The organism is Bacillus sp. JJ1532, assembly GCF_036965085.1.
Taxonomy (GTDB): Bacteria; Bacillota; Bacilli; order Bacillales; family Cytobacillaceae; genus Cytobacillus.
On the sequence record NZ_JBALOW010000042.1, the window covers coordinates 1 to 23,977 of the forward strand.

Annotated in this window: 18 protein-coding genes and 1 pseudogene; 3 read left to right on the forward strand and 16 right to left on the reverse strand. The window is 38.3% G+C overall.

Translation table 11 applies throughout. From position 1 onward, the window contains the following. Positions 1 to 200: 200 nt before the first annotated feature. Positions 201 to 653 carry a CBS domain-containing protein gene (locus V7122_RS14240; protein ID WP_335355516.1) on the forward strand — a complete coding sequence of 151 codons (453 nt, stop codon included), beginning with the start codon at positions 201 to 203 and terminating at the stop codon, positions 651 to 653. Positions 654 to 763: 110 nt separating this feature from the next. On the opposite strand, the gene V7122_RS14245 is transcribed toward V7122_RS14240, so the two are convergent. Then, the gene (locus tag V7122_RS14245) at positions 764 to 2,218 is read right to left on the reverse strand and encodes a DHA2 family efflux MFS transporter permease subunit (RefSeq protein WP_335355515.1); all 1,455 of its coding nucleotides are present in this window, start codon (positions 2,216 to 2,218) and stop codon (positions 764 to 766) included. Positions 2,219 to 2,461: 243 nt separating this feature from the next. On the opposite strand from V7122_RS14245, the gene V7122_RS14250 reads away from it, so the two are divergent. Beyond that, positions 2,462 to 2,965 (forward strand): CarD family transcriptional regulator, encoded by a 504-nt coding sequence (locus V7122_RS14250; RefSeq protein WP_335355514.1) that lies wholly within the window; start codon positions 2,462 to 2,464, stop codon positions 2,963 to 2,965. A gap of 96 nt (positions 2,966 to 3,061) precedes the next feature. Here V7122_RS14250 and V7122_RS14255 read toward each other — a convergent pair whose 3' ends face one another. The 5 genes from V7122_RS14255 to V7122_RS14275 form a co-directional block, all read right to left on the reverse strand. Further along, entirely contained in the window at positions 3,062 to 3,514 is a 453-nt protein-coding gene (locus V7122_RS14255; RefSeq protein ID WP_335355513.1) for a MarR family winged helix-turn-helix transcriptional regulator, read from the reverse strand. Between the two features lie 132 nt (positions 3,515 to 3,646). Beyond that, positions 3,647 to 4,618, reverse strand: coding sequence for an agmatinase family protein (locus V7122_RS14260; protein WP_335527327.1), 972 nt, complete (start codon positions 4,616 to 4,618; stop codon positions 3,647 to 3,649). Positions 4,619 to 4,623: 5 nt separating this feature from the next. Continuing rightward, positions 4,624 to 5,880, reverse strand: coding sequence for an imidazolonepropionase (gene hutI, locus V7122_RS14265; RefSeq protein WP_335355511.1), 1,257 nt, complete (start codon positions 5,878 to 5,880; stop codon positions 4,624 to 4,626). 2 nt (positions 5,881 to 5,882) lie between these two features. Continuing rightward, complete coding sequence (gene hutU / locus V7122_RS14270; protein ID WP_335355510.1) at positions 5,883 to 7,556, reverse strand: urocanate hydratase; 1,674 nt, start codon at positions 7,554 to 7,556, stop codon at positions 5,883 to 5,885. 157 nt (positions 7,557 to 7,713) lie between these two features. Beyond that, positions 7,714 to 9,195, reverse strand: a complete 1,482-nt coding sequence (locus V7122_RS14275) for a response regulator transcription factor (protein WP_335355509.1) — start codon at positions 9,193 to 9,195, stop codon at positions 7,714 to 7,716. 1,573 nt (positions 9,196 to 10,768) lie between these two features. Here V7122_RS14275 and V7122_RS14280 point away from each other — a divergent pair. After that, on the forward strand, positions 10,769 to 11,107 hold the full coding sequence (locus V7122_RS14280) for a YmaF family protein (protein ID WP_335345119.1): 339 nt from the start codon (positions 10,769 to 10,771) through the stop codon (positions 11,105 to 11,107). A 99-nt stretch (positions 11,108 to 11,206) separates the two neighbouring features. Here the strand turns inward: V7122_RS14280 and V7122_RS25780 are convergent, their stop codons facing one another. The 10 genes and pseudogenes from V7122_RS25780 to V7122_RS14325 form a co-directional block, all read right to left on the reverse strand. After that, on the reverse strand, positions 11,207 to 12,154 hold the full coding sequence (locus tag V7122_RS25780) for a methyl-accepting chemotaxis protein (RefSeq protein ID WP_438824788.1): 948 nt from the start codon (positions 12,152 to 12,154) through the stop codon (positions 11,207 to 11,209). Beyond that, positions 12,149 to 12,937: pseudogene (locus V7122_RS25785) on the reverse strand (MCP four helix bundle domain-containing protein); the annotation flags it as partial. The pseudogene V7122_RS25785 and the gene V7122_RS25780, both read right to left, overlap by 6 nt. Positions 12,938 to 13,167: 230 nt before the next feature. Continuing rightward, on the reverse strand, positions 13,168 to 14,433 hold the full coding sequence (locus tag V7122_RS14290) for a murein hydrolase activator EnvC family protein (RefSeq protein WP_335353568.1): 1,266 nt from the start codon (positions 14,431 to 14,433) through the stop codon (positions 13,168 to 13,170). A gap of 385 nt (positions 14,434 to 14,818) precedes the next feature. Further along, positions 14,819 to 15,133, reverse strand: a complete 315-nt coding sequence (locus tag V7122_RS14295) for a hypothetical protein (protein ID WP_335345116.1) — start codon at positions 15,131 to 15,133, stop codon at positions 14,819 to 14,821. Positions 15,134 to 15,190: 57 nt separating this feature from the next. Further along, the gene (locus V7122_RS14300; RefSeq protein ID WP_335345115.1) at positions 15,191 to 15,919 is read right to left on the reverse strand and encodes an aspartate/glutamate racemase family protein; all 729 of its coding nucleotides are present in this window, start codon (positions 15,917 to 15,919) and stop codon (positions 15,191 to 15,193) included. A gap of 389 nt (positions 15,920 to 16,308) precedes the next feature. Further along, positions 16,309 to 17,130 (reverse strand): C39 family peptidase, encoded by an 822-nt coding sequence (locus V7122_RS14305; protein WP_335345114.1) that lies wholly within the window; start codon positions 17,128 to 17,130, stop codon positions 16,309 to 16,311. 64 nt (positions 17,131 to 17,194) lie between these two features. Continuing rightward, positions 17,195 to 19,042: an asparagine synthase (glutamine-hydrolyzing) gene (gene asnB / locus V7122_RS14310; protein ID WP_335345113.1), complete on the reverse strand. Its 1,848-nt coding sequence runs from the start codon at positions 19,040 to 19,042 to the stop codon at positions 17,195 to 17,197. An 85-nt stretch (positions 19,043 to 19,127) separates the two neighbouring features. Further along, the gene (locus V7122_RS14315; RefSeq protein WP_335345112.1) at positions 19,128 to 20,666 is read right to left on the reverse strand and encodes a Mur ligase family protein; all 1,539 of its coding nucleotides are present in this window, start codon (positions 20,664 to 20,666) and stop codon (positions 19,128 to 19,130) included. A gap of 54 nt (positions 20,667 to 20,720) precedes the next feature. Then, the gene (locus V7122_RS14320) at positions 20,721 to 21,896 is read right to left on the reverse strand and encodes a carboxylate--amine ligase (RefSeq protein WP_335345111.1); all 1,176 of its coding nucleotides are present in this window, start codon (positions 21,894 to 21,896) and stop codon (positions 20,721 to 20,723) included. Positions 21,897 to 22,080: 184 nt separating this feature from the next. After that, positions 22,081 to 23,817 carry a methyl-accepting chemotaxis protein gene (locus V7122_RS14325; protein WP_335527331.1) on the reverse strand — a complete coding sequence of 579 codons (1,737 nt, stop codon included), beginning with the start codon at positions 23,815 to 23,817 and terminating at the stop codon, positions 22,081 to 22,083. Positions 23,818 to 23,977: the final 160 nt, after the last annotated feature.

The window sequence follows — 23,977 nt, forward strand, 5'->3', positions numbered from 1 at the left end:
ATGGGCTATTTTGGACGGGGGCGTGCACCTAAACGGGCTGATGATAACCGCTCACCGCTCAAAACCCTTGGAGCGGGAACCAGTGGCTGTAGGTGATTTTTTTAATATATAGAATAGACAAATTCCATCATTACAAGGATAGGGAACATTATGTTAAGATAAAAATGTATGCGGTTACAATACAAGGAGAGGGATTTATTATGAAAGTAAGAGACTTTATGATTACAAAAGTTTTTACTGTTAAACCTTCGAATACTGTCAAGGAATTGTTAACTTTACTCAATTCCAATCGAATTGGCGGTGTACCAGTTGTTGATGATAAAGGTCATTTGGTCGGTATGGTATCAGATGGAGACATATTACGCTACCTGTCTCCAAAGCCCATAGGTATTGCTGGCCTTGTTTATATAATAGAAGATGGGGAAATTGAGGATGTAATAAAAGAAAAGTTGGATACACAAGTAAAAGAAATTATGACAAAAAGAAATCTCCTCTTTGTATCACCTGATGATGATTTTGAAATAACAATTCGATTATTATCCAGGCATCATTATAAAAAACTCCCCGTAGTCAATGGGGCTGGCCGCGTCATTGGTGTTCTGAGCAGAGGAGACATTATAAATAATATTGCGAAAAAAATTATTTCTTCATGAAAAAAGAAACCATTCGTAAAATAACACCTGTACGAATGGTTTCTCGAAACTATTCTAGCATTTGAAAAAAGCTGTTATATCCTTTTAAAAGATACTTAGTGGAAATTCTATTACCCGCGTACTGCTTCTGTTGCTTTCACCGCAGCTGGGGATTTTTCCTTTACTGCACTTGATTTTTTTACAAATAAAGAGCATATTAACCCAACTACAGAAATCCCAGTAATAAAGGAGAAGGTATATTTTATTCCAGCAGCTAATACCTCTGGTTGGGAAGCATTTGGAACATCAATCACATATCCGCTTTGACCAGCAGTAAATAAAGTAATCGCGATAGCTGTACCTGCTGCCCCGGCTACTTGGTTCAATGTATTCATAGCCGCTGATCCATCTGCATATAATTCACGCGGTAATTGATTAAGTGCATTTGTTTGTGATGGCATCATTACCATCGTTATCCCAAAGAAGAAGATCATAAATGCTACGATTATCTGCCAAGCAGGTGTTGTTGATGAGATTACGGACGCAAACATGAGATTTGCAATCAAGATAACAATAGAACCAATAATGACAAAAACACGTGGGCCAAATTTATCAAATAGAGTCCCAACAATCGGTGACATAACCACGTTGACGGCATTACCAGGAAGTAATAATAAACCAGCCACCATCGCACTATATAATAAAGCACCCTTTAGATACATAGGCAATAAAATTCCAGTAGCTAAAATCATTAAAATACCAAGAAACATCATCGCTGTTCCCAATGTAAACATAGGATACTTAAACACACGTAAATTAACCATCGGCTGAGGCATTTTCATTTGGCGAATACCAAATAATAGAAGTGCGATAATCCCTACAAGTAATGGTGCCCATACTTTAGGAGATGAGAAGCTTGCTTCTGCCATCGTTGCCAACGCGTAAATTAATCCGCCAAAACCGATTGTTGATAAAGCAACTGATGAAACATCGATTTTAGGTTTTGTAATTTCCGAAACATTTACAATCTTAGCTACAGCAAAAAGTGTCAATAATACATATAAAATAGCACTAATCCAGAAAATATAATGCCAGCCCAATGTACTAATAATAACCCCTGAAAGTGTTGGTCCTAAGGCTGGGCCTAATGTAATAACAAGCCCCATAAGCCCCATTACAACTCCACGTTTATGAACAGGGAAAATAATCAAAAGAACGCTCGTCATAACCGGTATCAGAATACCTGTTCCGATGGCTTGAACTAAACGGCCAATTAATAACATCGTAAAATCTAAGGATAACGCTGCTAAAATCGCTCCCAACAGCGAAATAATAAGTCCCCCAATAACTAATTGTCTAGTCGTAAACCATTTCATTAACAGTGCTGAAATCGGCACTAAAATGGCTAAGACTAATAAATATCCTGTTGTTAGCCATTGTGCAGTTGCAGCTGTAATAGAAAATTGCTCCATAACATTTGATAATGCCATATTTAATGCTGTTTCACCAAATAATCCAATAAATGCACCAAACATTAAGATAAATGCCATTATCTTTGGATTTTTCACTTGAATTTGTGTATTCATAAAAATCTCTTTATCTCCTTTTAAATTAAATAAACCCAACACCCTTAATTCCTTTTTGTTGGAAAATCGTTGTCGCGATGTCGATTATCAGCGATTTTGTATCCATTTTCGTGGTAACCTCCTGCATACCAGCCGAATGTTCATAAATATATCAAAAATTTTTTCTTAATGTCAACCAAATTGACAATATTTTTTTGTTAAGTTATTATTAACTTAGTTGACAATATATCTGAGGAGGAACAAATGTTTAATATTGGAGATTTAATCATCTATTCCGCACATGGCATTTGTAAAATTGATGATATTTGTGAAAAAACAGTTGCAGGTATTACAAGACCGTATTATGTATTACACCCCATGGAAAATGATCATCAATTAACGATAAGTACTCCTGTAGATAATGATAAAGTAGTCATGCTTGAACTAATTCGTAAAGAGGAAGCCAATGAAATACTTGAATCTTTTAAAGATCCAGGGGTAAAGTGGATTGAACATGCAAACATGCGTTACAATGACTATTGTGAAATTGTACATGCTGGTGATCGAAAAGAAATTGCTAAAGTGGTTAACACGTTGATGAGGAAAAAAATAGAATATGAGCTGAACGAAAAAAAACTTTATGAACAAGATCGTAAACTTTTGAACTCTACACAAAATATTTTGTTTAAAGAATTAGCTATTTCATTGAATCTTACTTTTGATGCGGTAAATGAAATGGTAATAAACTTGATTAAGGGAACTGAATAGATAAATTCTTCTCCATATTGACTGCTTTGATCTAAAAAAACCCCTGCTTCGTTAACAAGATTAACAAAGCGAGGGGTTTTAGTTTCTTTTTAGCTTTTAAATGTCCCATTCTAATTTTAATAAGTTTTTAAGCATATTTACTTGATCAGTGCCTATTTTTTCAGCAATTTTATTCTCAAGCTGGGCTTTCAAGGCTTCGTTTTTTTCGTAGCATTCTTCACCTAAGGCTGTTAGCTGGATACACTTCTCTTTTTTGTTGTTTTCTACATTATGGACTTCCACTAATCCTTTGGCAGAAAGATTTTTAATAAACTTATGGATCGCCTGGCGAGAAATATTTACATTTTTTGTAACATAAGAAATAGTAGGTCTCTTTTTATAAATCCTGGCCATAATATACCATTCAGAATTTGAGATATAAATCTCACTTTTATCGTTCCAGGCTTTCTCTGAAATTCTTCGGACCAAGCTATGACGTTCACTTATTAAATCAATAAGATCTAAATTTTGTAATTCAGAGTTTGAAATCAAATGATTCACTCCCATCATAATCCTCGCCACTTACTATACAAAACCCGATATTGGATGTCAATTTGGTACTTCCAATAGATTACTAGGCCGCATAAAAAGAGAAATAGGAGATGATCCCATTTCTCGTAAAATCAATTTATGCTATTAATCCTACTTGACCTTTTTTACTAGCCCCGTCACAAACTGCATCCACGCATATACCCCTGTCTTAACCGTTTCTGCCACAGCGGAATCCTTACTTGGGTCTAAACAAACAAAATCAATATGCTTTACAGTTGGATTCTGTCCGATTTCCAATAAGGCTTCAAATAATTCAATAGCTGTCATTCCACCTGGAGTTGATGCAGGTACACCTGGTGCTAGGGATATATCTAGCACATCCATATCAACAGTTACGTAAATGCGGTCAACTTGATCTGATAGTTTTGTTAAGGCAGCCTGAATGGTTTTGATCATTCCATTTTTACGTGCCTGCTTTAAAGTCACCATTTGAATCTGATGCTCTTTTGCGTAATCAACTAGCGGCTTTCCATTAAAATAACCGTGCAGTCCGATATTAAAAACATGTTCCCCTTTTACGATGCCGCCATCAATTAATTGCCGGATAGGTGTCCCATTGGCTGGTCCGAGTTCAGCAGGATCTCTTACATCAAGATGGGTATCTAACTGCAAAATCCCAATCGTTTCACTTGGAAAAGCATCCTTAATCCCGCGAATAGAGCAGGCAGTTATGGAATGGTCACCGCCTATCATGCACGTTACCGTTTCCGGGTAAGCCTCCACTATTGATGCTGTAGAGGATTGGATGCGCTGATGGGATAACAAAATATCAGTTGTATGCATGGCAACATCGCCCGCATCTGCCACACGATAGGCAGATAAGTCCACATCCTCATCTAAATTATAGGTGGCAAAGCCTTTCCACATCCGCCGAAATTCAGTCGGATACAAGGAGGCGCCAGATACGCTTATAGAGGACCGTGAAATCGGTGCCCCATATAAAATCAGATCAGGCTTTTCCTTCATTTCATGAAGAGGACGAACCCAATGATGAACATAAGTGGGCTCTCCTTCTCCTTTATTCCAAGACCATTCCGGCTTTTGAAACCAATTCTCTTTCATATTTCTTACACCACCTGAACGCCTTTTTTCCACACTGATTTCACATGGTTGACGCCGAATAAATATTGCAATTCTTGATAGCTTTTAACATTCCAGAGAACGATGTCTGCTTGTTTGCCAACTTCCAAAGACCCGATCTTTTCCTGACGATTGATCGCACAAGCTGCATTATAGGTTGCTGCTGTTAAGCTTTCGGCAGGTGTTAGTCTCATAGAGATGCATGCTAGATTCATAACGAGCGGCATAGAAGTAGTTGGTGAAGATCCTGGATTGCAGTCAGTAGAAATGGCAACTGCAACACCTTTATCAATCATTTTTCTTCCTGCCGCTGCCTGTTCACGCAAGTAAAGGGCAGTCGCCGGCAGTAAGCAAGCAATCGTTCCAGATTTGGCCATTGCTTGAATGCCCTCGTCTGATGCCTTCAATAAATGCTCAGCTGAAATGGCACCAACCTTGGCCGCTAACTCCGCCCCGCTATACGGTTCAATTTCATCCGCATGTATTTTAGGAATTAGGCCTAATCGTTTCCCAGCTTCTAAAATACGCTCTGATTGTTCCGGAGTATAAACACCCTTTTCACAGAAAACATCATTAAACTCTGCTAGCTTTTCCTCTGCTACTATAGGCAGCATTTCTTCAATTAAATGATCAACAAATTCATCTTCTCTTCCTTTAAAATCAGACGGAACCGCATGCGCCCCCATAAAGGTCGGAACAAGATCAATAGGATGAGATTCCTGCAGCTTTTTCATCACCCTTAATTGCTTCAATTCCGTTTCAAGATTCATCCCATAGCCGCTTTTTCCTTCCACAGTTGTCACACCATGCTTTAAGAAAGAATTAAGTCTGTGTGTTGTTTGTTCAATCAATTCTTCTTCAGATGCTTCACGGGTCATGCGGGTCGTCGCATGAATCCCGCCGCCCGCATTCATAATGTCCATATAAGTTGCGCCCTCAAGACGCATTTCAAATTCACGTTCACGGCTGCCGCCATAAACAACATGTGTATGTGGATCAACAAGCCCTGGGGTAACTAAGTGCCCAGCAGCATCTACAATTTCAGCATCTTGTACCCTTGCGGCGTAAAGCTTTTCAAGTTCCTTCGTAGTCCCAACAGCCTGAACAACACCATCTTCAATCCATAGGCTTCCGTCCTCTATTAATCCTAGCTCAGACATCGCTTCCCTAGAACGCGGTCCCTTAACTTCCGAAGAAAGCGTAGCTAGCTGCGTAATATGTTTAATCCAAATCGGTTTTACCATACTTATTCATTCCCTTTTTTTAACATCGGAATATTGACGCCCTTTTCACGCGCTGTTTCCTCTGCCAGCTCGTAACCTGCATCGACATGTCGGACAACTCCCATACCTGGGTCAGTTGTTAACACACGCTCAAGGCGGGCTTCAGCTTCCTTCGTTCCATCTGCAACAATAACCATACCTGCATGCAGTGAGTAGCCCATGCCAACGCCACCGCCATGGTGGACAGAAACCCATGTTGCGCCGCCAACTGCATTAATCATCGCATTCAAAATTGGCCAGTCAGCTACAACATCTGATCCATCCTTCATTCCTTCTGTTTCACGGTTCGGTGAAGCTACTGAACCAGAATCAAGATGGTCACGTCCAATCACAATCGGCGCCTTTAATTCACCTCTTGCTACCATATCGTTGATGATTTTTCCAAATCGTGCACGCTCTCCGTAGCCTAACCAGCAAATGCGGGATGGAAGGCCTTGGAATTGAATTTTTTCACGAGCCATCCGGATCCAGTTGCAAAGATGGGTATTATAGCTAAATTCACGCAGAATTACCTCGTCTGTTTTATAAATATCCTCAGGGTCGCCAGAAAGAGCTACCCAGCGGAAAGGTCCTTTTCCTTCGCAGAATTGTGGACGGATATAGGCTGGAACGAACCCAGGGAACGCAAATGCATTTTCTACTCCTTCATCCTTCGCAACCTGACGAATATTATTGCCGTAATCAAATGTAATCGCGCCCTTTTCCATCATATCAAGCATCGCCTGAACATGCTTTGCCATTGACGCCTTGGAAAGCTTCACATATTCCTCTGGATTTGCTTGTCGTAATTCTGCAGCTGCTTCTAATGACATTCCTGAAGGAACATAGCCGTTCAGTGGATCGTGAGCAGACGTTTGATCTGTTAAAACATCTGGAATAAATCCTTTTGCAATCATTTCTGGTAAAATATCTGATGCATTTCCGATTAAGCCAATGGATAGAGCCTTGCCAGCTAACTTAGCTTCCTGTGCCAGCTGAATTGCTTTATCGAGAGAATCTGTTTTTACGTCTGTATAACGAGTTTCGATTCGACGGTCAATTCTCGTTTCATCAACGTCAATCCCAATACAAACGCCGCCATTCATCGTAACCGCAAGAGGCTGAGCGCCACCCATTCCTCCAAGTCCAGCTGTTACGGTAATCGTATTTTTCAGTGAATTATTAAAATGCTGCTTTGCAAGCTCAGCAAACGTTTCATAGGTTCCTTGAACAATCCCTTGTGAACCAATATAAATCCAGCTGCCTGCTGTCATTTGCCCATACATCATTAGACCTTTTTTATCGAGTTCATGGAAAGTATCCCAATTCGCGTAGGCAGGGACAATGTTAGAGTTTGCAAGAAGAACCCTCGGTGCATCTGTATGTGATTTAAAAATAGCAACTGGCTTTCCTGATTGAATAAGTAAGGTCTCATCATTTTCGAGTTCTTTTAAGGATTTTACAATGGCATCAAAGCATTCCCAGTTTCGCGCGGCTTTGCCTATTCCTCCATATACAACGAGATCCTCCGGGCGCTCAGCAACATCAGCATCCAAGTTATTCATAAGCATACGAAGTGCCGCTTCTTGCTGCCAGCCCTTTGTATTCAATTCTGTTCCTCGGTAACGTACAACCTTTTCACTTGCAACTGTTTTCATTATCTTTACCTCCCTTTGTTTATATTTTTATTGTATAGGGAAATTTCAGATAACTATTTATAAAATAATGATAATCTTATACTTTATTGCACTGATTTTTATATTATTACTGTTTTTTATAAAATGTTTCATTAGCTTGATGATTTTCAATAACATATTAGAAATTACTATAACCGCTGCGGTATGCTGACGGTGTACAGGATTCATACTGCTTGAATTTAGAATTAAAGTACGTTTGATGGGAATAGCCCGTTAATCTTGCTACTTCCTCTAAGGGCAAATTCGTTTCTTGAAGCAGGCGTTTTGCTTCCCGAATTCTTACTTGATGAAGGAGGTCCCTAAAGGATATTCCTGATTCCATTGAAAAACGCCGGCTAAGTGTGCTTTTATTGATTCGAAGAGCCTCAGCGCAAGCCGCTAGATTCCATCCTGCATCCCAATAATTTGCTTCTATTAATTCTCTTGCTTTTTCAACTAGAGAACGCGGACCTTCCTGAAGAAGCTGGGCTTCAACCTGATTAAGCAAACGGCTAGTAAAAGTGAGAAGCTCTTGAACAATTTGATAAATGACTGGTTTGTGAATAATTTGCTGAAAGATTTCATGGTAAGCAGCTTCTAATGTTGCACTTTGAAGATTATATGACTTCATATGCCTGCGAATTTGGGCAAGCACACTTGTTAGACGAATACGAACCATTTCAGGATCGGGGTATGGCTTTTCATATGTCAGAAATTCATGTTCTACCCAGTCCTTAATTGCCCGTATATTTTGCTTTTCCAGCATCTCAATCCATTGCCGCTGTTCAAGAGGAGTGAGGAAGGGGTCTAATTCTCTAGAAAGCATTTGATCATTTTCCGCTAAAATAATATCGTATCCTTCAAAGAAAATCCTCTTCGTCAGCTGCCGTGTTTGCTGGTATTTAGCCTTTAGAGAAAATTCGGTCGACTCGATATTAATCACAATAGCTAAAGGCTCGTCCATCCTTTCCTTCCACTTCGTTAAAAAAGATTGATAAACCTCCTGTAAAATTTCAATCTTATCCGTTTCCTGAACACAAAGGATAAAATCGGATAGGGCAAATAATGTATGGTTACCTGGAAAAGAGTATCGCTGCAGGGCATCATACACAAGGCGAAGAGTATCCGGATTAGGTGTTAAGAACGCTACCATTGTGATTGGAAAGCTATACTTTCTATCTGATAAAAAAAGGTCCGGGTAATCGATCATATCAGGATTAGGTTTACTAGCTGTTTGATTCAAATAGAAGGGTTGTTCATTACGCGTTTGGTAACGAAGCTGTTGAATATGTTTAACTAGGTCATCTGCTGAAAAAGGGCGAAACAAAACATCCTCCGCCCGAAATCGGAGAGCCCGATACGCCGTTTGAAAAATCCGTTCCGAAGAAATCCCCAGCCAGCGAATTTTTAGCTGCTGGAGCCGGCTACATAGCCGCTCACTTTCGGGGCCCCATCGATCCATATCCACTATGACAAGCTGTGGCAGCTGTTTATGTACAGACTGAATTAGCTCCTCAATAGTATCCCACTGACTCAGCCTCACTCCTGCTAAATGTGATTCAATAATCCAGCGGATTCCCTGAGCTTCTAATGAATCCTTACCAAGTATGTGTATATCCATAGCAAACACCCCTTAAAACATGGTATGAATGATGTCCCGTTTGTTTAATTATATTATTCTCCTAAATATAATGGTTTCCCTTTATTATGAGTAGTCCAATGTGGAAAGATATTATTCGAAATACAGGGGGCATCATGGCATTTTCGGGAAAAAGTTTTAATCAAACGTTTAATTAAATCCGAATAAAACCTAATTAATCAAACGTTTAATTAAACCCTCAATCCCTTGTGGCTGTTGCATTAAACGGCTAATCAAACGTTTAATTAAATTTTAAAAAAAGCCATTTAAACAAACGTTTGATTGAAATTCTGGTGGAAATTATTTGTTATTGTAAGAAATTATTAAGAGGAGGCTGTAATGGGGACTCATCAGCGAAATATAACGAGACCAAAAACGCGATAAATTAATTATTCAAAAACCCTTCAATTACGATAATTTATTCAATGGATTTATTTATTAATCAAACGTTTAATTAAATCCGAATAAAACCTAATTAATCAAACGTTTAATTAAACCCTCAACTCCTTGGGGCTGTTGCATTAAACGGCTAATCAAACGTTTGATTAAATTTTGAAAAAAGCCATTTAAACAAACGTTTGATTGAAATTCTAGTGGAAATTATTTGTTATTGTAAGAAATTATTTAGAGGGGGGTCTAAATAATGAGTGGTTCTGTTTTTGTGAAGAAACATTGTAAATAGGAGACCAAACTACCCTTGATTTTGTATGAATATTAAAATACTAAATGGAAATAGGAAGTAAAAAGCGTATAGAATTGTTCAGGGTGAGCAAATTGGCGGACTATGGTCACGCTATTTTGCAAAATAGCCTTTATTTCATAGTTTATCGGACTTAGGATCCTCTATTAGGGTTAAAATGGATAAATTTTGTATGATTTTCATCGATTAACGACACTGGGGTCCGCTTGCATTTGGAAGGAGCGGGATTTTTAGTAAATAGCGTAATGAGTGTCCGAAAAAATTTAAAGCGGACTATGGTTCCGTTATTGTTCACTCATCATTTTAAAGTACTCAGTTCATAATCCTCTGAGGGTATGCTATTTTCACCGCTAATCAAAGTGGTAATTTATTTATAAGCAGTGCTTTATTTAAGTGTAAAACAAATCGTCATCGTCTTTAGCAGAACTTGTCCTTAATGCTCGAAATAACCTTGCACTCTGTTACATACTAAAAAATATTCCATATTTTATTAAACACGTGAATTTTGACCAAGAATTTATTAATCAAACGTTTAATTAATATCCAGATTTCAGCCTTTAAACAAACGTTTAATTAATTTTTAATTGCTTGGGGCTGTAAGCACGGATCATTAATCAAACGTTTGATTGAATTTGAAAAATAACGTATTAATCAATCGCTTGATTAACATCTTTAATCATGTTTAACTATTATGCAAAAATAACTTTTAATTATTTCCCCCACTTCTCCTCCATCCATAATTTAATCCTTCCATTAATTCCAAATTAAGATCTGTTTACAACTTCTCAAGAATTATTATCCAATTTATGTGCATATACATTTAGAGGGAAAAATATTATTTTTGGGGTGAGTGCGTTGAATAGAGTAGGAAAAGATGATTTTAAGCTAGGCTTTGTGCCTCATCATAATCATGGTTCTGTAGATTATACTTCTGTTAGTGACGGACATGTCCATCAGTGTTTAGATATTACTTCTCCACCTATCCAAACCCAGGACGGGAATCATATTCATTATACAGAGGGATATGTCCTTTTTGAGGATGGTCATAATCACCATTACAAAGCTTATTCAGGCCCTGCAATCCCTGTCGGCAATGGCATGCATGTTCATTATTATGACTTCTATACAACTGAAAGCGATGGCCATCGTCATCGGGTAAAAGGTGTTGACCAGCCCGCACCTGGCAGCAAATAACCGATATGGCAAAACCCGAATCTTTGGCAATGTCTAACCTGCCTAGATTCGGGCTTTTTAACGTTTTATATTCCTTTTCTTTATTTCACTTTTACAGATCTACACTTTAAAGGTTCCAATTAACAGCTTCAATTCCTCTGCCACTTTCGATAAAGCAAGGGAAGACGCAGCTATTTCTTCCATGGATGCGAGCTGTTCTTCGGTTGCAGATGAAACCTCCTCTGTTCCGGTTACAGCTGTGGCCGCGACTTCATTCACGATATTAATCGCATTAAGAATATGCTCTGAACTTGCAGCCATTTGCTGGACAGCCGATGAGACATCAAGTATATCACTAGCTACCTCTTTAACAGCACTTTGAATTTGCTGGAATGATTCTCCTGCTGTATTTACGATTCCAATTCCCTCATTTACCTCAGTAAAAGCTTGTTCCATTGATAAAATAGCTGATTGTGTTTCACTTTGGATGGAGGTAATTAATGTTGAAATTTTTTGAGCTGACCCAGCTGATTGTTCTGCGAGCTTTCGAACTTCATCAGCTACAACAGCAAATCCTCGTCCGCTTTCCCCTGCCCTAGCAGCTTCAATTGCCGCATTCAAGGCAAGAAGGTTTGTTTGAGCTGATATATCTGTAATCACCTCGATAATAGATCCGATTTCCTTTGACCGTTCTCCTAACCCCTTAATCGTATCTCCTAATAAAGAGACGGTTTGATTGATTGAATTCATTTGGAGAATAGCATTTGAAATGGTTTCATTTCCTTCAGATGCTTTTTCAGAGGTAATTAATGCCGCATCGGACACATTTTGCGCATTACCAGCTATTTGACGAACACCATCAGACATTTCATTAATAGTTTTCTTTGTTTCTCCAACACTATGAACCTGCTGATCTGTACCCTCTGCTAATTCTTGAATAGTCCTTGCAATATGCTCTGTTGCTTTGTTTGTCATTTCTGTACTTGCTGTTAACTCTTCAGCGGAAGCAGCAACATGTTCAGATGTCAGGGAAACTTGTTTGATCAGCCCTTGAATTCCGTTTATCATGCTGTTAAATGATTCCGTTAATCGTCCAACTTCATCTTTGGAATCAATTTTACCTTGTATAGTAAAATCGCCCTTTTCAGCCTTTGACATAAGATTCTGAATTTCCTTCACGGGCTTCGTTATAAGATTAATAATGACCCATCCAATGCCTGTAAAGAGGATAGCCGCAAGTAAAGAAACAAATAGCATGATCATCGTTGCCTGGTTCTTCATTTCTTCATTGACCTGATTTAAATGTTCAGATGCTTTAATATTGCTGTCGCTAATTACATCTGAATATCCGCTAACAGAAACCCTAACACTATTAAGCTGTGTAGAATACGCCAAATAGGCCTGCTCCCGCTTACCTGCTAAAGCCAAATCAACAATTCCATTAAGCTCTCTTTCGTAAGCTTTCAGATGCTCTTGAAGATGTGTGAAGTTTTGCTTTTCATCCCCATCCAATTCAGTCGCTTCATATTCCTTCATAAGCTGATTGTTTTGCTCAAATCTCTCATTAATTTTTGTTTCTAAATCAACCTGCTTTGCTCTATCATCCGTTATTATTAATTCTAGTACATAAGAATCAAGCGCACGATTGTTATTCCGTATAAGATTAATATTTTTTATTGGGATTAACCGTTCCGTATACATTTCCTTCGTATTATTAGACATTTGACTCATGTATACATAACCAATGGCGCTAATCGTCATAAGAAATATGATGGAAGTTATAATTAAAATAAATAGCTTGTTTTTTATTTTAAAATTTTTAATAATCTTCATAAGCCTCCCCCTCCCCATTTCAAAATTAGTATAGTTGACCCAATTATACGAATAATTCGACAAAAAAGGTGAATTTCCTTCTTTTTTCCCACTATTTTAAACCTAAATAAACGCAATACCATCTACTGAAGATTAATTTCTAAATATAATGGCTTATTAATTTGGGCCTACAAACATTATTTCTTTCAAAAAAAAAGATTGAGAGTACACAAGAACTTCTTGCATTCTCTCAATCTTAAGATTATCTATCAATAAGAAACATATTTAAGTGGATTTACTGCGTTCGTTCTGCTCCCGTTCCATGGGCCATGATGGATTTCGAAATGAAGATGTGGTCCGGTAGAATGACCCGTACTACCCATATAGCCTAACATTTGTCCCTTTTCAACACGGGTGCCGTTTGAAACACTAAGACTTTCCATGTGTCCATATACAGTCGTCATTACTTGTCCATCGATAACGTGTGTGATCATCACGACATTTCCATAGCTTCGATCGTAATTCGCACGAATGACTGAACCTGCTGCTGCTGCAACGATTGGTATCGATCCCCCACGGCCGCCTTTCCCAATATCAATCCCCGAATGGAACGCTCCCCAGCGTTGGCCAAAGTGAGATGTAAGTCTGCCTGTTGTTGGATTCATGAAAGCTCCGTTTGAAATAGTTGGCATAGGCCCAACGGATGATCCGCTTGCCGCTGCCCTTTTCCGCTGTTCTTCAAGCTCACGCTGTCTCTTATTCCAAGCTTCTATTTCTTTTTTAATGGCCTTTTCTTGTGCTGCAAGAAGCCCAGCTTGATCTTCAAGCTCATGAAGCTCCTCATGCATTTTTTCTTCCTGTTCATTTAAATGAGCAAGAAGCTTATTCTTCTCAGCTACTTGACCTTCTAACTTTTTCTTCATTTCCTCAAGCTGTGCCTTATTCTGGCTTAATTCTTCAAGCTGCTGCTTCATTTCAGCTTCTTTCAGATCAAGGGCTGCCTTGTCGTCTTGATGAGTTTTCAGCAAATCCCTGTCGGCCTGCATAAAGGTCGTTACAGCACTTACACGATTAATAAAATCGCCAAAGCTTTGTGCACCGAGGAGAACATCTACATAGTTGATGACCCCGCCATTTTCCTGAATAGAGCGAACACGTTCCTTGAGAAGCTCGTCCCGTTTCTTAATCTGCTCCTTTAGGATGGCGATTTCCTCTTGGAGCCTCTTAATTTCTAGTTGTGCCTCTTCAATTTGCGCTTCTTTTTCTCGAATTTGATTATTTGTATCCGCAACGGCAAAATCTAATTTTTTAATTTCGGCTGTCGTAGCTGCCTGTTCAGCATTGATTTCATTCACTTTATCTTGAGTTTCATTAATTTCAGATTGAATGGTTGAGCGTTTGTTTTGTATATCCTTCTTTTTATTTTCCAGCTGCTTATTCACTTGGACTGCGTATGCTGTATTAGAAACCGGAGGAAATAAGCTGCCAAGCCCAACGATGATTCCAATTCCTAGAATGAGAAATTTCCGTTTCATTTTGTTCCGTTTCTCCCTTCTATGTACCTAATTCGTTTTTTCTTGCATGTCAGTATGTAAATTATTTCTGTTAATCTTTTTATCTTCCAATCTGCAATGATACAAAATTATGTATGAAAACTAATAATGTTGAAAATTGTAACTGATTGTAGAATTTCATAAAAGAGATTGATGGAAGAATTTCGCAATATTGGTCATTTTTTGTCCCATAATCGCACATTTTATATTATAACATTGTCCGTTCAAAAATTAATCCCGAAAATTATTACAAATATATTTCAAGAGAATGTGCTTTTTGTCGAATAAAGTGGGCTCCAAACATAAAAAACCGCCAAGCAAAACTTGGCGGCAGCATATTTGAATCTATAATATTTTTCAAAAGTCATTATTCGGCTCGTCTTTTATCTTTCTTTAACCTTTCAAGTTCTCGCTTCAATCGCAGATTTTCTTGTTGAATGGCTGCCAGATGATCATTTACTTGTAATTCTCTGTCGTTCTTAGGAGGCTGAAGGGATACTTTATACCATCTCTTTCCGTCAGGAGCTTCAGTTGGGATGCTTTTATTTAAACTAGCCTTTGGATAAATTCTTTTAATGTATTCTGTTTCCTCATCAGATAACCTTAATTCTCTAATGTTGACTCCATCACCAAAAGATTCTTTCAAAAACTCTCTAAACTTTTCCGCTTCATTTAATTTCAAGATTAATCCCTCCCTTTAAAGATTCAACGTTCCTATTAAACATCACAAGCAAAAGGATTAAGGCTTGCCCCACTTCATTGAATTCTTAACAATGCCACCGGAATATTCAATCGACTTTTCAACAAGAACATCCATTGCATCGATGCAATATTTCATGACATCATCACTTAAGTCCATGCATGATAGTTCAGTGCAAGCAAGAATAACACAGCAGCAATTTTCTCTATATATAAGATCCATAATGATTTGTTCAATTGCAGCAGTATCTACCTTCAAATCACTTTTTATATTATATATTGTATTCATTACTTGCTCTTGAGAGACCTCATCAGGGATATGTAATTCCATCTTATAGTTTTGACATCCCTGTCTATAGATGCCGCTGCTAACTGTCCCGTTAGTAGCTAGTATCGCGACCTTGCTATGATCTCCATGTTTTCGATGAATTTCTTTACAAGTTTCATCTACCATATTAATAATCTTGATGCTCGTCATTTCCTGCATTTGATTATAGAAAAAATGGGAGGTGTTGCATGGTATGGCAATGTGTTCAACGCATGCCGCTTCAAGAAGCTTCATATCCTTGGCAACTGCGTTTAGAAATAACTCTTCTTTCTTGTTTATAATTACACTTGTGCGATCAGGTAATGTCGCATGGTTTAGGATAACCATATTAATATGTTCCTGGTCAGAATTCGCCACCGTATTTTCAATAACCTTTTCAAAAAAGACAGATGTGGCCATTGGCCCCATCCCACCAATAACGCCTAAGCTTTTCTTTTGCATGTCTCATCCTTCTTAATGTAATGACATTTTTATATTCGTATTCTATCGCAGATTAACGGGCTGTAAGACCCCCACTATAAAAATTAGTGCTAAAAACAAAAATTATCAAGTGGGGATCAACAGCCGGTAAAGGCCCGATTATAGGAACACAGACTAAGAACGCCACGTCCTGTGGCAACGTCTGTGTGACCCACATCCTGTGGGCAGCAACTAACAATCAGTGGGGGATGAAGGCAGACTAAGAACACAGCGTCCTGTCACAATGTCTGCACTAGCACTTCCTGTACGTTGAACCCCACTGATTGAAGTTTCACTTTATCAGAAAATGAAAAGCAAAAGAAATTTCACCTGCATCTAGATGATGCGGGAATTTCTTTTGCTCTCACTGTTTAGTTTCCACTTTTGACTATTACGGTCATCGCATGACTGCCAAGCTCTTGGTAGCTTTTAAAAAATGCGTTTTTATCATAAGTCATTTGGCCGACTAAAGGATTCATAACATGTACTCTTTTTTCATCATAGCCATTTAAAACGACAGCATGTAAATTAGTTGGAGCAGTAAATTTCTCCCCTGTACCATGAAAATACCAAGAATAATTTAGTTTCGGCTTCCCGAGATCCAAAGTTACCCAAACTAATACAGGAGTTCCTTTATTAAGCTGTTTAATTAAGTCCTCTTTCTTGCTTCCGCTTAAATCGAGGGTCTGAATCTCTTCACCCGCAACCTCAGAATACTTCTCCGCTGCAGTAATAATTGGAGGGGCATAGCTGAAAAAGCCGCCAGTCTCGCTTCTAGGGTTTCCGGCATACGCCTTATAAGGATTGGCTCCATATCGGCGATTGTTCTTCGTGGAAAATGACTGTTTAGGCAAATATTGATCTGCCATCTCCGTTTTAGAAACCTCATAACCATACGTTTTCAGAATAGCTGTTAAAGAAGTAATTTCACAGCCATGCGGGAGTTCCGGCAATTGTTTGACTGTTTGAACAGGGATAAAAACCTCTGTTATTTTCATCTGTCCTTCTTTTGTCCAGTCATACCTTTTCACATAAGTCGGAACATTGAGTTTTGTAATGGCCTCAATGCCTGTAAAGTCTACTTCCGAATTAGCACTGCTGTTTACCTTCAATTGGTTATTTACCGTGTTTATTGTCAAATAAACGACAAATACAAGGACTATAAAAATAGTGCTGACTACTATTTTCCTCACTCATATTCATCCCCTATAACTTATGTCTGGCCCTAGCGCTTCAATGCGCCTCCACTTTAATCTCTTACATTTCTTTAAAAAACTTCTTATACCATACAAGGAACACATAAACCGTCCAAATGTAGCGGGCATAGTTATGTTTCTTTGTATAATGCTCTTCCAAATATCTCAAAAGTTCATCCGTGTTAAAGAACTCTTTCGCCATATCTGATTGGAACATTTCCTTCACGATCTGATAGTATTTCTCTTCTTGCAGCCAAAAACGAATCGGGACTGGGAAACCAACCTTTGGACGATTTGCCCATTCATCAGGAAGCACCTCACTTGAAGCAGCCCGCAATGCATACTTTGTATCTTTGCGATTCACTCGAAGTGAGCTAGGCAATTTGGATGCCATTGACATGACTTCTTTATCCAGGAATGGAACCCTTAATTCAATGGAATGAGCCATACTCATTTTATCCGCTTTTAAAAGAATATCTCCAGGCAGCCAAAGTTTTAGGTCAAGATACTGCATTTTCGTTACATCATCTTTCCCCTTAACTTGATCAAATACTTGTTTCGTAATACTTTGTACAGTGGGCCCGTTTTTATACCCATCCTTTAACACTTTAAAGGCATCTTCTTCTTCAAAGACTTTAGCCTGTCCAATGAACTTCTCTTCGATCTTTTGGCCGCCTTTTACTAAGAAGGTTGTAATTTTATTTTGTGGAAGGGCACCGCCGACCTTAGATAGCACACGTCTGATCGCGTATGGAACCTTTTCATATTTTTCTAGTTTGGCTGATTTTTGATACCATACATATCCGCCAAAAATCTCGTCTGCACCTTCACCGGATAAAACGACTGTTACATGTTCCCTAGCTAATTTGGATAAGAAATATAGAGGAACGGAAGAAAGGTTCGACTGCGGCTCATCCATATGGTATTGAATCGTTGGCAATGTCTCAAAGCATTCATCAGCATTCATAAGCTTCCTATAATTTTCAATATGGAGAATGTCTGATAACTCTTTAGACAAATTCGTTTCATTAAAGATCCCTTCGTAATCTTTAAATCCGATTGAGAATGTTTTATTAGGCTTCAGTAATGCCGTAATATAGCTGGAATCAATACCGCCTGATAAGAAGGAGCCAACCTTTACATCACTGATTTTGTGATAGTTAACCGATTCTCTCATCGTGCTATTAATTTGTTCAATATAGTAATCCAAGCTATTCTCTTGCTCATCAAAGTTAATATTCCAGTACTGCTTTATTTCCATTTTGCCTTGTTTATAGATCATGTAATGACCTGGCTTGAGCTTGTACACACCTTTAAAGAAGGTTTCATCTAGAACTGAATATTGGAAGGTTAAATAAGGCATTAAAGCATCCTTATTTAATTCTTTTTTGAAGCTTGAGTTCTTTAAGAATGATTTAATTTCGGAACCAAAGATAAAGGAGTTGTCTGTTGTGTTTTGCGTATAGTAAAGAGGCTTAATTCCAAAGAAATCACGTGCCAGGAGCATCGTTTCCTTTTTCGTATCCCAAATAGCAAAAGCAAACATCCCTCGAAGCTTCTGCAATAAGTCTACGCCGTACTCTTCATAACCATGGATTAATACTTCACTATCTGTATCTGTTTTGAAAATATGGCCTTTTTCTAATAGGTCTTTTTTCAATTCTTGATAGTTATAAATTTCCCCATTAAAAATTAACACACAGCTTTTATCTTCATTAAACATCGGCTGACCAGCTTCTTCAGATAAATCAATAATGCTTAGGCGTCTAAAGCCAAAGGCAATATTCTTATCTGTATAAGATTCTCCGCTGTCGGGGCCTCTATGAATAATGGTATCCATCATATCATTTATTGTTTGTTTCTTATCTAATTCTGGGTTAGCATGAGCAAAACCAACAAAACCGCACATTTTATATCACCTTTATTTTAGAATGTTAACCTTAAAACGGGACCCTGAGGCCCCCGCCATGCAAATTGTAATTTTACACCATTTCTCACTGGCCTGAAACACGGTTTCGAAGAGGCATGAATAATTTTTCTTTTGAAAAATCCACCTTGATTTTTTCAATTTGATGTAAAGCAATTTCAGCCCCGTGATCCATTCCTTGGCAGCCTGCCAGAAGAATTAAATCGCCTTCTTCTGCTCTTGCCAGTGCCTTAGCGATGGCATCCGGAAGCTCATCACATAGCTTAACCTTTATGCCAGCTTGATCCATTACCTCTTCAAACACCTGCTGCTCTTCATCTGTCACCTTATCTTTTGACGTGACATGGGAGATGCTCTTTGTGGCAATCACCTCATTAAAGCCTAGCTTTGGAGCCCAGTCTGCAATGGTTTCCGCGTTTTCCCGATTGACTGTAGGACCTCTTTCTCCTCTGATTGCATAAACTAAATGAAGCTTCTTATAATCCATAAATTTCAATGTTTCAAGAGTCACATTAATATTCCCAGCATTCGCAAAATGATCATCAATGATTTTGAAATCATCTTCAAAAATGAACTCGAATCGGCGCTCTACTCCGCCAAATGTCTTTAGAGTCTTTTGGATTGTTGAAACAGAAACATTGGACAGCAGCGCCACTGTAATGGCTACCATTGCATTATAAACAGAATGCAACCCTGGAACAGCAAGTTCAATATCGAACTCTCCCGGGATATATTCTGTATCCTTTACTTTAAACGCTTTTAAAATTTCCACTGTAAATTTAGCTCTTCCAGTCGATAAATCTAAGTTTTTACAATGAATATGCCCTTCCTTGCTTTTCACACCAAATGTAACGACTTGTGCTTTTGTTGCATTGACTAAAGAAGAGGAATATGGGCAATCTAAGTTTAGGACGGCGAAGCTATTTTCACTCGCATTTCTAATTAAACTAGATTTAACTTCAAAGTATTTTTCAAAAGAGCCATGTGAATCAATATGCTCACGGCTCACATTATTAAGTGTGACAATATCGTAATCCACTTGCTCGACCCTGTGCATTTCTAAAGCTTGGGACGAAACTTCCATACTTACATGAGTAACTTCTCGTTCCACCATCTCGTTTAAGTAATATTGTAAATCTAGAGATTCTGGTGTCGTCAAATCAGAAGGGATCGAAGTATCGTCAATTTTAATAGAGACTGTTCCGATCAATCCAGTTTTGAAGCCTTCATTCTCTAGGATGGCATTCGTCATATAAGAAGTGGTTGTTTTTCCATTTGTCGCGGTAATTCCAATCATATTCAGCTTTTTAGACGGATGATGATAAAAGTGAGCACCTAATCGGGCTAAAGAAATCCGGCTGTCTTCTACTAAATATTGAGGAATATCGATTCCTTCTTGGAATTCCTCTACAACCGCTGCGACAGCTCCGTTTTCTGCAGCTTGTGCCAAATATTTATGCCCGTCCGTTTTATATCCTCGCACACAAACAAAAAGGTGTCCATTCGTAACCTTTTGGGAATGATATGAAACGCCGTATATATTTAAATCTTGTTCATTCATAACATCTTTAACTTGTATTGATTGAAGAAGTGTTTCAAGCTTCATCGTTTTTACCTCTTTTCTGCATCAGCAAACAATCGTTGTGGAATAAGTATTTACTTAATTTTTCTTCAATATCTTTCCTGCGAGTTTTTTAAAGTTAACAAGTCCAGGCTTTGGATCCTTCCAATCCCAAATAGCATAGGACTTTCGTTTCATCAGTGATTGCAGCACTTGTTTTCTTGTTAGCTGCCCAGTTTTAATATAGCCGCGGATGGCCAATAAATCTTCATAGGCATACCAAAACACACGGTGTTTATCTTCTTTTACTGCATATGGTTCAAGCGGGGATCCTGTTAGTTCTCGATAAGTAATATATGGGAAATTCACCCCAACCTCGTATAATAGATTGTTTAGATTTGTAATGCGGGCATTGATTTCAATTAAATAGTACTTACCTGTCTCAGCGTCCTTTTTAAACTCAATTTCCGCAAATCCCTTAAACCCGATGGACTCTAAAAATGGAGCCCCAATATCGTACAGCTCTTGAACATATTTCTGCTCTGTATACACGGATGCACCGAAATTAATTGGGAATTGGCGATGCTTTTGACATGTCACCCAATGAGTAACCTTTGCATCCTGGTTTAAATACGCATCAAATGTGTACATATGATCATCAAAGCCAGGAATAATTCTTTGTACGATAACTTCTAAATTGGCATTCTTCGACTTTTCAAGAGCAGCTAATAATTCTTCCCGATTAGAAACTTTAAACAACTTTCTTCTAAAATGCGCAACAAAGGCCGGTGAATCTGTCGGCTTTACGATACACGGATATTTAAGCGTTGTTTCCACTTTTTCAATAAAGTTTTCTTCATCTATTCTAACCGTTTCTGGGACAGCCATTCCTTTTTCCACAGCTAAAGCATGCAAAGCTTCTTTATTCATTACTTTCGTGTAAAGGCCCTTTTCGGTCTGAGGAATAAGATAGTGCTCTCTTATCTCATCTAAATGCTCATCAACGATTTCTACATATGAATCATGACAAGGAATTAAAACAGGCTTTACACTCTGCTTTTTCGCATAATCTATTAAATAATTAATAAACCCTTTTGGGTCTTCTTTATAATACGGGGCAATTAGCCTTTCAGAGCAATATTTAGATTCAGAGCCATATCGGTCCTCTTCTGAATAATCAACAGCAACTGTATATATGCCATGAATCCCTAAACAGCGAATTGTACTTAAACCTATATAATAATTACATCCTAAAATTACAGCTTTATTATTCAAACTCTCATCTCCTTGAATACCTTTTTACGATATTCTTCGCTATATAGATATTGACATACAATTACTTAACCGTGCAAGAGATAATCAATAATTTCGGCCAAATAGCATAGGTAGTTTCTGGGTTAAATGTTATAAGCCGCTTCGAGGGAAATCCCGGAGCGGCTTACATGTTTTTTAAATCTGTTTAAATTGTAAAAGTTCTGATCGAATCCTGAAGCTTTTCTGCCATTTTTGCCAGCTCATCGGAGACTGATGCGATTTCTTCCATTGAAGCATTTTGTTCTACCGCGATCGCTGCAATATTTTGTGAATGATTAGCGGATTCTTCAGCAATATTGGTTGTTTCCTCTATTTTTAATACCATCGATTCAGCACCTGAAGAAATTTCATGGACTGCTATCGATACCTTATTCATTTGAGAGGATACTTGTTTAATATCCTCAACGATCTTTTGGAAGAAATCACCGGCATGATTGACTAGTTCGATTCCTCCATCTACTGAAAGCTTGCCTTCGTTCATCGCTAATACGGATTGATTAATATCTTCTTGAACACCCATAATGAGTTGATTGACAAGCTTTGCTGCTTCCCTTGATTGCTCAGCTAATTTACGAACCTCATCAGCAACTACGGCAAATCCCTTTCCGTGTTCACCCGCTCTTGCAGCTTCAATAGCCGCATTCAGTGCAAGTAAGTTTGTCTGCTCGGCAACACTCGTAATCATCGAAACTATCTTGTCAATTTCGTTTGATTTTTCTTCTAAAGCATTCATTCGATTTGCTGTAGAGTCTGTTTGGCTTTGAATTTGTCTCATTTGATTAATGGTTCTTTTAATGACATCATTTCCATTTTCCGCTACAGAAGTAGTCTGCTGCGACATCCCATGAACAATCTCTACATTTTCTGCAATGTGGGCAATTTTATTAGAAATGGTTGAAACGACTTGATTCGATTCCAATGTTTTCTCTTTTTGAGTATCCGCGCCTATCGCTAATTCCTGAATAGAAACGGCTACCTGTTCAACGGATTGACTCATTTGTTCACTGCTTGCTGATAGTTCTTCCGATGTTGCAGCCACTTGTAAAGATGTATTTGAGACATCCTTGATAATCTCTTTTAAATTGGCCGTCATCTGATTAAAGTAGTTAGCTAACTGCCCAATTTCATCCTTGTTTTTTACCATTAGCTGCTCGGAGCTCAAATCGCCTTCTGCTACTTTAGCAATTTGCTCCGTAACTAATTTAATTGGTTTAGAGAGATGCCCTGAAAACCAGATAATCAGAGTGCCTCCAATTAAGAGGGAACAACCTAGGACAATTAAGAGCACTGATAAGAGGTGGTTTGCTCCACTATTAAAGTCCATCAAGTAGGAGCCTGCTATCACTACCCACCCCCAATTAGGATCAATCTCTGCATAACTAATTTTTGGTTCTATGCTTTTTTCATTTCCGGGAACGGCAAAGTCAAATGTAACGAATCCCCCGCCGCTTTCAGCCTTTTTAATGAGCTCCTGAGTGGAATATGTACCATCTGGCGTCTGAGAATTATTAAGGTTTTCTCCTTCTTTCATTGGATGAGCAATGGCTAGCCCCTGTTTATCCAGCACGAAGAAATAGCCATATTCCCCCATATCCACCTCTGTATCGATGGAGCGCTTACCCTCTGCATTCAATTCCCCGAGTAATTTAAGCTTTGCCTGTTCCTGAGCTTCCTCAAGAGACAGACTTCCTTTCTCTACCTCCATATTCAATACATCAATCATTTGAATAGCCATCTTGACGTTGTTTTTCAATCCGGTTGCCCCTAACTCGTCCAAGCTATCCTTTGCAGAAGTATAACTAACGATTCCAATAACCAATATTGGGAGGGCTAACAATACAGAGGTAATGGCTACGAGCTTAGTTCTAAGATTTAGTTTCATACTTTTCCCCTTCTAGCAATTTCTATTTTTGTCGATTCTTATATCGGTAATAAACAAAAAGATTAAACAATAAAAATTTGAATAATTTTACTTTACAATTCATTTCTTCCCTCTATATAAAATACATATTCTGGTCTATTTCGGAACAATTACGTTGTAT

Excerpts from the sequence above, each read along its gene's own strand:
- asnB (WP_335345113.1), bottom strand. The coding sequence starts at position 19,042 with ATGTGCGGTTTTGTTGGTTTTGCTCATGCTAACCCAGAATTAGATAAG.
- V7122_RS14300 (WP_335345115.1), bottom strand. The coding sequence starts at position 15,919 with ATGCAAAAGAAAAGCTTAGGCGTTATTGGTGGGATGGGGCCAATGGCC.
- V7122_RS14315 (WP_335345112.1), bottom strand. The coding sequence starts at position 20,666 with ATGAAGCTTGAAACACTTCTTCAATCAATACAAGTTAAAGATGTTATG.
- V7122_RS14260 (WP_335527327.1), bottom strand. The coding sequence starts at position 4,618 with ATGAAAGAGAATTGGTTTCAAAAGCCGGAATGGTCTTGGAATAAAGGA.
- V7122_RS14275 (WP_335355509.1), bottom strand. The coding sequence starts at position 9,195 with ATGGATATACACATACTTGGTAAGGATTCATTAGAAGCTCAGGGAATC.
- V7122_RS14240 (WP_335355516.1), top strand. The coding sequence starts at position 201 with ATGAAAGTAAGAGACTTTATGATTACAAAAGTTTTTACTGTTAAACCT.
- hutU (WP_335355510.1), bottom strand. The coding sequence starts at position 7,556 with ATGAAAACAGTTGCAAGTGAAAAGGTTGTACGTTACCGAGGAACAGAA.
- V7122_RS14245 (WP_335355515.1), bottom strand. The coding sequence starts at position 2,218 with ATGAATACACAAATTCAAGTGAAAAATCCAAAGATAATGGCATTTATC.
- V7122_RS14325 (WP_335527331.1), bottom strand. The coding sequence starts at position 23,817 with ATGAAACTAAATCTTAGAACTAAGCTCGTAGCCATTACCTCTGTATTG.
- V7122_RS25780 (WP_438824788.1), bottom strand. The coding sequence starts at position 12,154 with ATGATAAACGGAATTCAAGGGCTGATCAAACAAGTTTCCCTGACATCT.
- V7122_RS14290 (WP_335353568.1), bottom strand. The coding sequence starts at position 14,433 with ATGAAACGGAAATTTCTCATTCTAGGAATTGGAATCATCGTTGGGCTT.
- hutI (WP_335355511.1), bottom strand. The coding sequence starts at position 5,880 with ATGGTAAAACCGATTTGGATTAAACATATTACGCAGCTAGCTACGCTT.
- V7122_RS14250 (WP_335355514.1), top strand. The coding sequence starts at position 2,462 with ATGTTTAATATTGGAGATTTAATCATCTATTCCGCACATGGCATTTGT.
- V7122_RS14255 (WP_335355513.1), bottom strand. The coding sequence starts at position 3,514 with ATGATGGGAGTGAATCATTTGATTTCAAACTCTGAATTACAAAATTTA.